The following is a 13,286-nucleotide window of genomic DNA, read 5'->3' on the forward strand; positions in this document are numbered from 1 at the left end:
CACTCCTTAGGCTAGCGATTGTACGGGGGTATGTGCGATATCGAGTTCTTCTGGGCGAGGGAATTGGGTGCCTTGTTTGGATGCAGCCGCAGTTCCGTAGGCCACCGACTGCGCAAGGCTATCGGCCGGCGACTTACCGGCGGTGCGGCCGAGGAGGTATCCGGCGAGCGCGGCGTCACCGGCGCCTACGGTGGATTTCACCGTTGCTGGCGGGGGAGTTGCAGCCCAAGCGCCGTCCGCGGTAACCAGCACCGCGCCGGCACCGCCAAGGGTGACGAGTACTTCTGCGATGCCCTGCTTGACGACGTCTCGGGCCGCCCGCACAATCCCCGCGTACTCGCCGCGTGCGGCCTGGTCTTCCAATTCGCGGCCGTCGGTTCCGGTGAGCTGGCCGAGCTCTAGGCCGTTCGGCTTAATGAGATCCGGCGCAGCAGAATTGAGGTTTTCGCCAATGGCCTGCATTGGGGCGTCAGACGTATCGACGGCAATGCGAGCCTGTGGTGCGGCTGCTCGGACTGCGGAGATGAGGTCGCAATACCAATCGGTGTTGACGCCACGCGGCAGGGAGCCGGCTAGAACCACCCAGTCGGAGGCAAGGGCGCGGGCGGTGAGTTCGGAGGTAATGGCGTGGGAGTCGGCGTCGGAAAGCGCAGGGCCTGGACCGTTGACCTTGGTGGTGGTGCCATCAGGCTCGGTGATGGTGGTATTGACGCGAACTGTGCCGTCCATGGGGATAGCAGAGGAAGGCAGTCCAGCCGAGTGGATGAGATTCAGGAAGGAATCGGAGTCGTGGGCCGGGAAAAGAGCCAAGGATTGCTCGCCGGCCAAGTGCACGGTATGGGTGACGTTTACACCCTTGCCGCCAGCAACCTGTGTGACCTCGCTGGCGCGGTGGACATCACCGGAGGTCAATGGATCACTGAGCACAAGGGTGGCGTCGATACTGGGATTGGGGGTCAGCGTGAGAATCAAGTCGTCCCTTTCGCAGGTTGTATATTGGGGGCCGAACGCCGTTGGAGAGAACCGTACGGGCATGGCCCGCCCTTAATGTTGATTCTTGTCCGATTGTGCCCGAAAGTCAACAGAATTCCTGTGGTATACATTGCTTTTCTATCCGATTTGTGGTGTTCTGGAAGTTAATAAACCGCTATCTTCGAAGGAAGTACGCTCATGGAAAACGCGTCTGAGTCCACAATCAAAGGAACCGGTGTCGTTGCCGGAGTCGCCTACGCCGAAGCCGTGTGGGTCCGCCCTCGCCCCGCCCTGCCTACCGAGGGAAGCATCGACCCAGAGCAAGCGAGTGATGTTGAATACGACCGCTTCCTTGCGGCCGTAGATACTGTCGCTGGCCGTTTGGAGCAGCGAGCTGCTGCCGCAGAAGGCCAGGCTGCGGAAGTTCTGACCGCAACGGCCGGCATGGTCAAGGACCGTGGCTGGCACAAAGCCGTGCGCAAAAACATCCGCACCGGCCAGGATGCGGAGTTCGCTACTGTCGGCGCCACCGATAAGTTTGTCACCATGTTCGAGGCCGCCGGCGGCGTGATGGCCGAGCGCACCACTGACTTAAAGGACGTGCGCGACCGCGTAATCGCAGAGCTGCGCGGCGAGGACGAGCCGGGGCTGCCGCTCGTAGACGGCGAGGCCGTGCTCTTCGCGGATGACTTGGCCCCGGCCGATACCGCGACGCTGGATACCAAGCACATCAAGGCCCTTGTCACCGAGCTGGGGGGACCTACCAGCCACACGGCTATTATCGCCCGCCAGCTGGATATTCCATGCATCGTTGCTGTGGGCACCGCGCTTAGCGATATTGAAAGCGGCACGCTGGTATTCGTCGATGGTGCAGTGGGTGCCGTCACTCTTGGGGCCGACGAAGAGGCTTCTACAAAGGCCGTGGCCGAATATCGCGAGCGTGCAGCACGCGTTGCCCAGTGGCGCGGCCCGGCTGAAACCAAGGATGGCCACCGCGTGCAGCTGCTTGCCAACGTCGCTGATGGCAACGCCGCCCGCATTGCTTCGGATTCCCAGGCAGAGGGCATTGGTCTCTACCGCACGGAGCTGTCCTTCCTCTCTGCTAGTGAAGAACCGAGCGTGGACGAGCAGGCAAAGATTTACGGCAAGGTTTTTAATGCCTTTCCTGAGTCAAAGGTTGTCGTGCGTACGCTGGATGCCGGATCCGATAAGCCTATCTCTTATGCCACGCTAAGCTCCGAGGAAAACCCAGCATTGGGTGTTCGTGGCCTGCGTATTGCACGCGATAATGAGGCTTTGCTGACCCGCCAGCTGGATGCGATTGCGCAGGCGGCTGCGGCTCGCGATGACAAAGCATCGACTTGGGTGATGGCTCCTATGGTTGCCACCTCTACCGAGGCCCAGTGGTTTGCTAGCCTGTGCCGCGAGCGCGGCCTGACTGCTGGCGCCATGATTGAGGTTCCGGCCGCAGCGCTTATGGCGGATAAAATCATGCCGCACCTTGATTTCGTGTCCATCGGCACCAATGACCTGACTCAGTACACGATGGCTGCGGACCGCTTGTCTCCACAGCTGGCCTACCTGACCGACCCGTGGCAGCCGGCTGTCCTGCGACTCATTCAGCACACTTGCATCGTGGGCCAAGCTAATAACGTTGCGGTTGGCGTCTGCGGTGAGGCGGCAGCCGACCCGATGTTGGCCTGCGTGCTTACCGGCTTGGGCGTAAATTCGCTATCCGCAGCGTCGACGGCGGTAGCAGGCGTCGGCGCGCAGCTGGCAGAAGTTACCTTGGAACAGTGTCAGCAGCTTGCCGAGGTGGCACTGGATGCGGAAAGCCCTGACGCTGCCCGTACCGCAGTGGTCGAACGCATGGAGTCCTTCGCCTAAATTGGGCGAAGGATCGGGGGATTATTCGCTGGCGAGCACGACCTCAATTTCGCGCTCGCGCAACGCTTCCACGAAGGAATCGGGGGCAGCAGCGTCAGTAATGACGACGTCGATATCGGCGGCAGAGGCGAAACTTACAAGGTAGTCATTGCCCAGCTTGCTGGAGTCACACATGACCACTACCTTGTGGGCATTGGTGACGAAGGCGGATTTGATGGCTGCCTCTTGGGAGTCGGCCGTCGACAAGCCATGGTCTAGGGTGAGGGCATTGGTGCCGATAAAGGCGACGTCGGCACGCATCAAAGCTAGGGTGCGCAGTGCGGTATCGCCAACGACGGCCTGGGTAATCGCGCGGACCGTACCGCCAAGTAGCTGGACGTCAGGCACGCCATTGCCCGCTAGCGACAGGGCAATAGGCAAGCTATTGGAGACAATATTGAACTGCGCCTGCGGGTATTGCTGTCCAATGAGCTCCGCGAACGCATTGATGGTGGTGCCTGCGTCCAAGAAAATACTGCCGCCGCCGTGGGGGAGAAAATCAAGGGCCGCGCGGGCGATAGCCGCTTTTGCGCCGGAGGCGGACCTCTGGCGGGTATCCAGGGTAAGCTCCGCGGTCTGGAAGGTTTGGGAGGCTACTGCGCCGCCATGCACGCGATGGACGACACCCTCACGGTCAAGCACCGCAAGGTCGCGGCGAATGGTCTCGGCCGTAACTTCGAAGCGTTCTGAGAGCTCAGTGACGTTGACGCGGCCTTCAACGGCGGTGAGGGAAGCAATTTGGCGACGCCGCTCTTCTGCGTACATGATTCCTCCTTGAATCTAGAGACATCGCGTCATGGCGCGGGGGTAAAAATTGCCATTTTATGCGGAAGTGAAAATCCGGCGATGTTGTTTTGCTTAGTCTATTGTCTCAAAAATCGGGAACAAACGGACTAAAGCAAAAACTTGCACAGCTGCATTTTAGAGCCGGTACCTTGAAATGCCTGGTTATCAGGAAAAGTGGGAAATTGGGATTTTCGTCTCTTTTGGTGTCCGGGTCCGAAATAGAGCCAAAATGGGGGTGGCAGGATACGGGCTGCGTCAACGAAGGGTGTACATAGATAGACCCCGCGGGGGCTACGCTCGGCCCTTGCGGGGTAATGGAATCTGCGTCAGGTGAGTGGTTAAAGCTTACGGAATACCGATACAACCTTGCCCATGATTTCCGCATCATCGCCGTTGATGGGAGCGTAGGCATCATTGTGGGGAAGCAGCCACACGCCGGAGGAATCACGGTGGAACTCCTTGACGGTAGCTTCAGAACCTTCGAGCAGGGCGGCGACGAACTCGCCCTCCTCTGCAACTGACTGGGAACGAATGATTACCCAGTCGCCGTCAAGGATGCCGGCATCCTGCATCGAGTCGCCGACTACTTGCAGCATATAAAGGTCGCCGCTACCGACCACCTCGTCAGGCATGGGGAAGTATGTGTCCACGTTTTCCTCTGCGGTAATGGGTGCTCCCGCAGCGATACGGCCGACCACAGGAATATAGGAAACGGCACCTGCATCCTCGGGAACTTGCTGCTCAGACTTGGCCGGCTTGCGGCCCGGCTTTTTGGCGCCTTCATCCGTATTAAGGTGACGAACATCTACAGCACGCGGCTTATTAGGGTCCCGGCGCAAAAATCCCTTCTCTTCCAATTGTTTTAGCTGGTAGGCAACCGATGATGTGGACTGCAGGCCTGCTGCGTCACCAATTTCGCGAATGCTTGGTGGGTAGCCACGCAACATAACGGCGTCACTAATGACGTTGAGAATGCGTCGCTGGCGGTCGGATAGGGAAGCGTAGTCGGTCTTCTCGGTAGTCTTCTTTGGCTTGCGGCCCATTGCTGGCTCCTCGGAGGGGGTCGGGTGGATTTATCGGTGGTCTGTTAGCTGGCGGCGCTGAAAAGTTGCCACACGTCATTTGTAGCACGAAAAGTACAGATGTTCGAGATTTGCGCGTTGGGGTGGACAAGTATTCGAAGCGATGCTATAAATCGAACGTACCAACTAAATCGAACATTATGGCGACTGGCTGTCATGACGTGTCGCATGAGACGCCTACGGTGGGTTCAGTCGTCGAAAGGAAAGTCATGTCTCTGTTGATCAATTCTCGCAATAACCTGGTAACTCGCAATGCTACTGAACCTGTAGTGGTGCCTTCTGCATCCGTGTGGGATGTGGAGCGTGGTTACGGTTCTGTGGTCCGCGGTACCGCAAACTCTCGGTATGTTCGAACTCTACGTGTGGAAGATTGCACGACCTATCGTTCGAACCGTACGTCGCCCGGAGGCTCTGGGGATAGATCGAATAGGGGCCGAAACAGCGTGGGTGAGTCGAACACAGGTAACTACGCATTGGGCGCAGTGTTTGGTGTAGCGGTCTTTGTGGGCACTTTGTTAGGTGGACTAGCTGGCGCTGAAGGAAGCAGTACACCGCAACCGCCAGCTTCTAATGTGCAACAAGTAGAGGCTGCAGTACCACGATAGGGGGAATGGTGGGGCGAAGGTCGGTGGTCGCACGAAATCGAAGGTGAGTAAACTACTGGCGTAACAACGTCAGTGAAAGGACCACCGTGTATTGCCCTTTTTGTCACAATGAGCAATCCCGCGTCATCGACTCGCGTGTGGTCGATGCTGGAGCGTCGATTCGTCGCCGGCGCGAGTGTGCTTCGTGCAAGGGCCGCTTTACCACGGTTGAGAAGGCCGTGCTGCTTGTGGTGAAGAGAAACGGTCTGGCCGAGCCTTTCAGTAGAGATAAATTGATTCGCGGTGTGCGCCGTGCCTGCCAGGGGCGAGATGTCAGCGACGATGCCCTGAAGAAGCTGGCGCAAGAAGTGGAGGAGACCGTGCGCAGTCATGGCTCCTCGCAGGTCAACGCGAACGAGATTGGCTTGGCCATCCTAGAACCACTGCGGGACCTTGATGAAGTGGCCTATCTGCGCTTCGCCTCTGTATATAAATCCTTTGAAAGCGCAGATGACTTTGAATCCGAGATTCGCCTGATGCGAAGGCGAGATCGCGAGGACTTTTAGCGCAGTTTGTCCACCGCCTTTTGGATACGGCGGAGTGAAACGGCATGGGCTGTGCCAAGGCGCTGAGCGAAAAGAGAAACTCGAAGTTCTTCAATCATCCAGCGTACGTCCTTGACCTCGCGCGTCTTTTCGCGGCCTGCCGGGAGGTTGCGAAGGCGGTTAGATAGGTAAGCCTTGGCGTTGTCTACCTCGGCTTGGCGGTCCGCATCGCGGTCCGGGTCAAGGTTCATGTCCTCTAGACGAATTCGCATGGCTTGGATATATCGTGGTAGATGACGCAGATGGGACATTCCATGGACAGTGATGGCGTTTTGGGGTAGGAGGAAGTCCAATTGTGCGCGCATGTCATCTATTGCTGGGCCGTCCCAATGAGCGAGCTCCGCTCGCAGGTTGGAGTACTCGGCGAGTCCCGGTGCAATAGCTACCACTGCCTGGCGTACGCGTCCTGGGACCTGGGGTTTGACGGTGTCTTTAAGCTTCTGGAACGCCGCGGGGGTGCGGACGGGTCCGCCGGCTTCGAGCATCAGGTCGCGGATCGCGGCGACGCGGGCGTCATTGACAAGGCCGTCGGCGCCGCCGTGCGGATAGGAATCGACGGCGACGCGCTGTTGCAATGGTAGGCCCTTGACCATTTGTGAGGCGTTGACGGATATCTCACGCATGAGGAGCGTAAGAGTGGTCGTGACCATGGCGGCATCTGCGGCGGCCTTGGTGGGATGGACCTTGAGTTCGACGCCGTCCTTGGTAGCGACCAGGGCAGGGTAGGCGGTGACTTCGTGGCCGTCCACGGTGGTCTTGACCGTGTCATCGATGGTGCCGAGGGTGTCGTCGGTCCATTCGCTGACGGCGGTGGACTCGGAGGTGCGCGAGACGCGGGACACGGAGGACTTGATATGCCCGGCCTGACGTCGGACGAGTGCCGCGAGGTCGCGGTCGGAGTCGACGATCTTGCCGCGCTTATCAATGGCCCCGTAGTTCATCCGCAGGTGGGCGGGTAGCTTGCTGGCCTGGAAGTCGGTGGCGTTGATTCCTTGACCGCCGAGTTCGCGGAGGACGTCGGCAAGCTGCTGGGTGATGGGGCCTTCATAAGGGATGAGGCGATCGATGGCGCGCTCGGCAAATTCGGGCGCGGGTACGACGGTGCGGCGCAGGGCCTTGGGCAGGCTGCGGATGAGCTCGGTGACGAGCTCAAGGCGAAGACCTGGAACAAGCCAATCGAATCCTTCGGTATCCAAGCCGGCGAGCATAGGAATGGGAACCATTACGGTGACGCCGTCGAGAGGATCGCCGGGCTCGAACTTGTAGGTCAGTTCGTAATCGATAGAGCCCTTGTGCCAGTGGTCGGGGAAGGATTCCTCGGTGACCTCGTGGGAGTCATCGATGAGCTTAGCGGGATCGAAATTCAGCAGATCCGGGGTGCGGCGGCGCTCCTTTTTCCACCATGAGTCGAAGTGGCGGCCGGTGGTTACCTTTGCCGGAATGCGCTGGTCGTAGAAGTCAAAGAGTGTATCTTCGTCCACGATGAGGCCGCGGCGGCGGGCCTTTTCTTCGTATGCGGCGGCGTCGTCAAGCGCTTGGGCGTTGGCCTTGAAGAAGGCGTGGTGGGTGTTCCAGTCGCCGGCGATAAGGGCGTTGCGGATGAACATATCGCGGGCAGCGGCGGAATCGACGCGGTGGTAGGGCACGGTGCGGTCGGCCACGATGGGCACGCCGTAGAGCGTGGATTTTTGGTGCGCGATGGCGGCGGCTCGCTTGCGAGACCAGGTGGGCTCGGAGTAGTTGTGCTTGAGCAGGTCCGCACCGAGCTTTTCCACCCAGGCGGGATCGATGGCGGCGACATCGCGCGCCCAGAGGCGGGACGTTTCCACCAGCTCGGCGGCCATGAGGAACTCGGGAGGCTTTTTAGCCAGGGCGGAGCCGGGGAATACCAGGAAGCGGGTGTTGCGCGCGCCTTGGAACTCCTTGGAATTGCCATCGCGGGCGCCGATATTGGATAGCAGGCCCGAAAGGAGGGACATGTGGATGTCATCGGAGCGGCGCTCGGTGCCTTCCTGGTAGGTCCAGCCCAGCTGCTTGGCGACGTCCTTGAGCTGGCGCACCAAGTCAAACCACTCACGGATGCGCATGTAGTGGAGGAACTCCTGTTTCATGCGCTTGCGGAACTTATTGCCGGATTGCTCATTGCGGGTTTGCTTGATGTAATCCCACAGCTTGAGCATGGAGAAGAAATCTGAGGTCTTGTCCTTGAAACGGGCGTGGGCTTGGTCGGCCTGGGCTTGGAAGTCGAGGGGGCGCTCGCGCACATCTTGGATGGTCATGGCGGCAACGATGACCATGACATCATCGAGGCAGCCGTTGGTATTGGCCTCAATGAGCATGCGAGCCATGCGCGGATCCAGTGGGATGCGGGCAAGATCGCGGCCGATGGTGGTGAGAGAGGGCTTGTCCTGCTTGTCGTGGAGGGCGCCGAGCTCGTGGAGGAGTGTGAGGCCATCGCGGATGGCCTTGTGCTCGGGAGGTTGGATGAAGGGGAATTGTTCGATATCGCCGAGCTTGAGCGAAACCATTTGCAGGATGACGCTGGCAAGGTTGGTGCGCAGAATTTCTGGGTCGGTGAACTCGGGTCGGCTTTCAAAGTCCTGTTCGCTGTAAAGGCGGATGGCGATGCCGTCGGCGACGCGGCCGCAACGGCCGGAGCGCTGGTTGGCGGAGGCCTGCGAGATGGGCTCGATAGGCAACCGCTGGACCTTGGTGCGCGTGGAATACCGTGAGATGCGGGCGGTGCCGGTATCGACGACATAGCGGATTCCGGGTACGGTAAGCGAGGTTTCGGCGATATTGGTGGCCAAGACGATGCGGCGGCCGCGGTGCTCGCTAAACACGCGGTGCTGTTCCTGGTTGGATAGACGGCCAAAGAGGGGAGTGACCTCGACGTTTTTCCACTTCTTGCCTTCGATGGCTTCCATGGCATCGCGGATGTCTCGCTCGCCAGGGAAGAAGCACAGGATATCGCCGTCGCCTTCGTGCATGAGCTCTTCGATGGCCTCGGTCAAGCCGTCGAGCGGGTCTTGGTCCACTACTTTTTCGCCGGCCTCGAACTCGAGTGGCCGGTAGCGGATTTCTACGGGGTAGGTGCGTCCGGAGACCTCGATAATGGGGGCGGGGTTGCCGTCGGCGTCGGCAAAGTGGGCGGCGAAGCTTTCTGGGTCGATGGTTGCGGAGGTGATGATCACCTTGAGGTCTGGGCGCTTAGGTAATAGGCGCTTCAAGTAGCCCAAGAGGAAGTCGATATTGAGCGAGCGTTCGTGGGCCTCGTCGATGATGATGGTGTCGTACTTATTGAGAAAGCGGTCGCGCTGCATCTCGGCGAGCAGGATGCCGTCGGTCATCAGCTTGACGGCGGTGGTCTCAGACACGCGATCGTCAAAGCGGATGGCGTAGCCAACGGACTCCCCGATTTTCTGGTCCAATTCCGAGGCGATGCGTTCGGCCACGGTGCGCGCTGCAATGCGGCGCGGCTGGGTATGGCCGATGAACCCCCGCCGGCCGCGGCCCAGCTCGAGGCAGATCTTTGGGATCTGAGTTGTCTTACCAGAACCGGTCTCACCAGCGATGATGACGACCTGGTTGTCTCGAATGGCCTCGGCGATATCGTCCTTGCGGGCGGTGACGGGGAGGGCTTCGGGGTAGGTGATGGTGGGAACAGCGGCGTCGGTAAGCGCGACGCGCTCGGCAGCGGCATGGATTTCAGCGCCGATTTCTTGCAGCGCTTTAGGGGCGCGAGCCTTCTTGAGGCGGCGACGGAAGGAGCGGGCCTCGGCCAAAGTGACATTTTCGAGTGCGGCGAAGAGCTCGTCGCGAGAAGGGGATTCGTTCTTAGTCATGACTAGGCAACGAGTTTACCCGTCCACCTGAAATGAGGAAAAAGTTGTTAAAGTGAAAATACTTATACATTTTCTATGTGCATTCCTGAAGGAGGAGCACCGCCTATGACGAACCCGTATTCGGGTGGAAATGACGATTTTCCTCGCTATGAGCCGACCAACCATCCCGAGGATCGGCCGGACTACGGCCAGCTTCCATCGTATGGTGGCGCCCACGAAGGCAACGCCCAAGGCTATGCCGGCTACCACGCGGGCCAACCTCAGCACACCGGAAGGGTTTCGGCCATAGATGCCGTTTCTTGGGCTTTTCGGGCTATCTTTAGCAACTGGAAGCTGTGGATTTTGGGAACGTTGCTTGCAGGCTTCCTCGGCGTGGTCTTTTTCGCCATTTCTGGCGGAGTAGGCGCTGCGACGACGAGTGCCGACGGTGATCTCACTGCTAGTTCCACGATCATGCAAATCATTTCCTGGGTGATTGGCATCGTGCTAACTCTGGCGCTTATGCGCCTGGCGCTTTTCCAGATTGATGATTCTCGCACCGGGTGGGGCTACCTGTTTAAGAATGTGCGCTGGTGGCAGCCACTAGTCATTATGGTCGTCATCGGTGTTGTGGCGGGACTGATTTCTTTCGTCGCTGTGCGCGGTTCTGCGGAGGGGCTGGCCGGCAATGCCGAGCAGCTTTCCGATGAAGAAGCGTTCGCCGCCGTCATGGGCATGCTCGGTGTCATGGCCGTGATTTCGCTGATTAGCTTCTTTATCCAACCATTCTTCTCCCTGATGCAATGGTTCGCGGCCGATGGCGATAGCGTTGGTGAGGCCGTGAAGAAAGGCTTTCAGGCAGGTAAGAATAACTACGGCCAAATGTTGCTGCTGGCAATTTTGAACTTTTTCATCATTGTGGCCGGTTTCTTGCTTTTGGGTATCGGCCTCATCGTGGCGTATCCGGTTACTCTCTTGGCACAGGCGCATATGTACCGCCAGTGCGCGGGGCGCAATACTCTTCCGCAGGCGTAGCGCACCATAGTTAAAGGCCACCGTTCCAATTTGGGGCGGTGGCCTTTGGCGTGCTTGGCGACGCCCCGTGTGGGGCCGCCGGGTGAGACTACTGCCGGGAACGTTCAATCGCCTTGTTATAGGCGGAGGTGATGAGCGTGCCGAATTCGCGGAATTCCTCGGCGCGGGCGGCAGAGGAACGGAACACGAGGCCGACCTCGCGTTCGGCGGTGACATCGGAGGCAAAGTGGGCGATGGCGACGTCCTTGCCATGGCACTCGGTGGCCAGTGCAGATTCGGGGACGAGGGTGCAGCCCAGTCCGCCCATGACTAGCTGCATGATGGTGGTCAGGGAGGAAGCACGGGTGACGGAATTGGTGGCCTCGGCCGGGTTGATATTGGCGTGGCGGCAGAGATCGACGACCTGATCGCGCAAGCAGTGGCCGTCGTCAAGCAGCAGCAAATCTAAGTCCTTGAGCTCCGCAAGCTCGACATCCTCGCGGCCGGCGATGGGGTGATCAGGAGGGCAAACGATGGAGAATTTCTCCGTGTAGAGCGGGCTATCGACCATGCCGGTGGCCTCAGAAGGAAGGGCCATGATGGCAAGGTCCAAGTTGCCGTTGCGCAGGCGAGTAATGAGGTGCTGGGTTTGCTCTTCGACGAAGCGCGGCTCGAGATCCGGGTAGGCCTCAACAAGCATCGAGAGCAGATCGGGAAGGATGTAGGGAGCAATGGTGGGGATAACGCCGATGGTCAGTGGGCCGGCAAGGGTGCCGTTGGCGCCGCGAGCGTGGGCCAGGAAGGTATCGGCGGCCTCAAGGGTGGCCTTGGCGTAGGGGAGGAGGGTCTCACCAGCCGAGGTGACGATGACCTTGCGAGTGGAGCGCTCGATAAGCTGCAGGCCCAAGCCCTGCTCGAGCGCAACGAGGCCCTGGGAGAGGGAGGGCTGGGAAATTTCGAGTTTGGCGGCCGCGGTGCCAAAGTGCTTATTTTCCGCAACGGTGACAAAGGTACGCAGCTGAGCAAGTGTAGGGCGATACTCTTTATTATGCATGCCTATCACTCTAACACTTACCTATAGGATTTGCTATTGACGCGAGCGGAAAAGATGGTATAACTGATCGTGTTGGGCCGGACACGGTCCGGCCCCGCTGCTTGTACGTCAAGCGGCAGGAAACTTAGAGGAAAAGCCTTTGCTAAAGGAGTTGAAGACTATGCCTATTTTGACCGTCGGCGAAAAGTTCCCAGAGTTCAACCTCACCGCCCTGACCGGTGGCGATCTGCACGACGTCAACGCTAACCAGCCGGAGGACTACTTCGAGCAGGTATCCCTGGACAAGTACGAGGGCAAGTGGAAGGTCGTCTTCTTCTACCCGAAGGACTTCACCTTCGTCTGCCCGACCGAGATCGCTGCCTTTGGCAAGCTGGACGAGGAATTCCAGGACCGTGATACCCAGATCCTCGGCGGCTCCACCGATAACGAGTTCGCTCACTTCAACTGGCGTGCAACTCACCCAGAGCTGAAGGAAGTTCCTTTCCCGATGTTCTCTGACGTACGTCACGACCTCATTCGTGCACTGGGCGTCGAAAACGCTGATGGCGTTGCTGACCGCGCCACCTTCATCATCGACCCGGATGGCGTTATCCAGTTCGTATCCGTTACCCCGGATGCTGTCGGCCGTAACGTAGACGAGGTTCTGCGCGTGCTCGACGCCCTGCAGTCCGAAGAGGTCTGCGCTTGTAACTGGGAGAAGAACGACCCAACCAAGAACATCAACAAGATGGACGTCGTTCAGTCCGCGCTCTAAATCTCACTGAGATGCAGGTTCACCCCGCTTTCGTGGCGGGGTTTCCTTTTAAATCCGACGCAGTAAATTCCTATCAAAACCTCAAAGGAGAAAAGCTATGTCTATTGATAATCTGAAGTCTTCCCTGCCGGAGTACGCCAAGGACCAGAAGCTCAACCTGGGCGCCCTGACCCGTTCCAAGGACCTCAATGAGGAGCAGCTTTGGGGCTGCCTGCTGGCATCGGCTGCTGCAACCCGCAATGACACCGTGCTGTCTGAGATTGCGGAAGAAGCAAAGGAGCACCTCTCCGAGGAAGCTATCGAGGCAGCCTACGGCGCAGCCACCGTTATGGCTATGAACAATGTTGCCTACCGTGCCAAGGGCTGGTTGGGCGATGACTACGCACAGGTTAAGTTCGGCCTGCGCATGAACATCATCTCGAAGCCAGGCGTAGACAAGGCCAACTTCGAGCTGTGGAATACCGCAGTTTCCGCCATCAATGGCTGCGAGCACTGCCTGGGTGCCCACGCGCACGAGCTCAACGAGGCTGGCCTGAGCAAGGAGCAGGTCTGGGAGGCCGTCAAGGTTGCGGCCGTTGTTCAGGCTGTGGCACAGGCTGTCCAGATCGAGGCCGCACGCTAAAAGTCTGGCTTATAGCCGCCCTCGCGCTTGCCGACGTGCCTCTTATTCCGGGGCGCGGCAACC

General features: G+C 59.2%; 10 protein-coding genes. 5 read left to right on the forward strand and 5 right to left on the reverse strand.

Going from position 1 to position 13,286, the window contains the following annotated elements; all coding sequences use genetic code 11:
- Window positions 1–6: 6 nt before the first annotated feature.
- On the reverse strand, window positions 7–972 hold the full coding sequence (locus QKD99_RS00450) for a 1-phosphofructokinase family hexose kinase (RefSeq protein ID WP_347950421.1): 966 nt from the start codon (window positions 970–972) through the stop codon (window positions 7–9).
- Between the two features lie 198 nt (window positions 973–1,170).
- Here QKD99_RS00450 and ptsP point away from each other — a divergent pair, with 198 nt between their 5' ends.
- A complete protein-coding gene (gene ptsP, locus QKD99_RS00455; RefSeq protein WP_297845249.1) occupies window positions 1,171–2,859 on the forward strand; it encodes a phosphoenolpyruvate--protein phosphotransferase in 1,689 nt (562 codons plus the stop codon).
- Between the two features lie 21 nt (window positions 2,860–2,880).
- Here ptsP and QKD99_RS00460 read toward each other — a convergent pair whose 3' ends face one another.
- Both QKD99_RS00460 and lexA read right to left on the reverse strand, forming a co-directional pair.
- The gene (locus tag QKD99_RS00460) at window positions 2,881–3,663 is read right to left on the reverse strand and encodes a DeoR/GlpR family DNA-binding transcription regulator (RefSeq protein WP_284765897.1); all 783 of its coding nucleotides are present in this window, start codon (window positions 3,661–3,663) and stop codon (window positions 2,881–2,883) included.
- 359 nt (window positions 3,664–4,022) lie between these two features.
- Window positions 4,023–4,727: a transcriptional repressor LexA gene (gene lexA, locus QKD99_RS00465; protein ID WP_239277543.1), complete on the reverse strand. Its 705-nt coding sequence runs from the start codon at window positions 4,725–4,727 to the stop codon at window positions 4,023–4,025.
- Window positions 4,728–5,457: 730 nt separating this feature from the next.
- Between lexA and nrdR the strand changes: the two genes are divergently transcribed.
- Window positions 5,458–5,916, forward strand: coding sequence for a transcriptional regulator NrdR (nrdR, locus tag QKD99_RS00470; RefSeq protein ID WP_005328590.1), 459 nt, complete (start codon window positions 5,458–5,460; stop codon window positions 5,914–5,916).
- On the opposite strand, the gene hrpA is transcribed toward nrdR, so the two are convergent.
- Window positions 5,913–9,800, reverse strand: a complete 3,888-nt coding sequence (gene hrpA, locus QKD99_RS00475; RefSeq protein WP_347950422.1) for an ATP-dependent RNA helicase HrpA — start codon at window positions 9,798–9,800, stop codon at window positions 5,913–5,915. The two genes, nrdR and hrpA, sit on opposite strands and share 4 nt — an antisense overlap.
- 105 nt (window positions 9,801–9,905) lie before the next feature.
- Between hrpA and QKD99_RS00480 the strand changes: the two genes are divergently transcribed.
- Window positions 9,906–10,814, forward strand: coding sequence for a hypothetical protein (locus QKD99_RS00480; RefSeq protein WP_347950423.1), 909 nt, complete (start codon window positions 9,906–9,908; stop codon window positions 10,812–10,814).
- A gap of 88 nt (window positions 10,815–10,902) precedes the next feature.
- Here the strand turns inward: QKD99_RS00480 and QKD99_RS00485 are convergent, their stop codons facing one another.
- Window positions 10,903–11,847 carry a hydrogen peroxide-inducible genes activator gene (locus tag QKD99_RS00485; RefSeq protein WP_239277550.1) on the reverse strand — a complete coding sequence of 315 codons (945 nt, stop codon included), beginning with the start codon at window positions 11,845–11,847 and terminating at the stop codon, window positions 10,903–10,905.
- Window positions 11,848–12,007: 160 nt separating this feature from the next.
- On the opposite strand from QKD99_RS00485, the gene QKD99_RS00490 reads away from it, so the two are divergent.
- Together QKD99_RS00490 and QKD99_RS00495 are read left to right on the forward strand one after the other, a co-directional pair.
- A complete protein-coding gene (locus QKD99_RS00490) occupies window positions 12,008–12,601 on the forward strand; it encodes a peroxiredoxin (protein ID WP_023021385.1) in 594 nt (197 codons plus the stop codon).
- 97 nt (window positions 12,602–12,698) lie between these two features.
- Window positions 12,699–13,223, forward strand: coding sequence for a carboxymuconolactone decarboxylase family protein (locus QKD99_RS00495; RefSeq protein ID WP_284814138.1), 525 nt, complete (start codon window positions 12,699–12,701; stop codon window positions 13,221–13,223).
- Window positions 13,224–13,286: the final 63 nt, after the last annotated feature.

This window comes from Corynebacterium sp. c3Ub_189 (assembly GCF_039907195.1).
In the GTDB taxonomy this organism is placed as follows: domain Bacteria; phylum Actinomycetota; class Actinomycetes; order Mycobacteriales; family Mycobacteriaceae; genus Corynebacterium.

Coding starts and splice junctions, on each gene's coding strand:
- QKD99_RS00480 (WP_347950423.1), top strand. CDS start 9,906: ATGACGAACCCGTATTCGGGTGGAAATGACGATTTTCCTCGCTATGAG.
- QKD99_RS00495 (WP_284814138.1), top strand. CDS start 12,699: ATGTCTATTGATAATCTGAAGTCTTCCCTGCCGGAGTACGCCAAGGAC.
- QKD99_RS00460 (WP_284765897.1), bottom strand. CDS start 3,663: ATGTACGCAGAAGAGCGGCGTCGCCAAATTGCTTCCCTCACCGCCGTT.
- lexA (WP_239277543.1), bottom strand. CDS start 4,727: ATGGGCCGCAAGCCAAAGAAGACTACCGAGAAGACCGACTACGCTTCC.
- QKD99_RS00485 (WP_239277550.1), bottom strand. CDS start 11,847: ATGCATAATAAAGAGTATCGCCCTACACTTGCTCAGCTGCGTACCTTT.
- hrpA (WP_347950422.1), bottom strand. CDS start 9,800: ATGACTAAGAACGAATCCCCTTCTCGCGACGAGCTCTTCGCCGCACTC.
- QKD99_RS00490 (WP_023021385.1), top strand. CDS start 12,008: ATGCCTATTTTGACCGTCGGCGAAAAGTTCCCAGAGTTCAACCTCACC.
- ptsP (WP_297845249.1), top strand. CDS start 1,171: ATGGAAAACGCGTCTGAGTCCACAATCAAAGGAACCGGTGTCGTTGCC.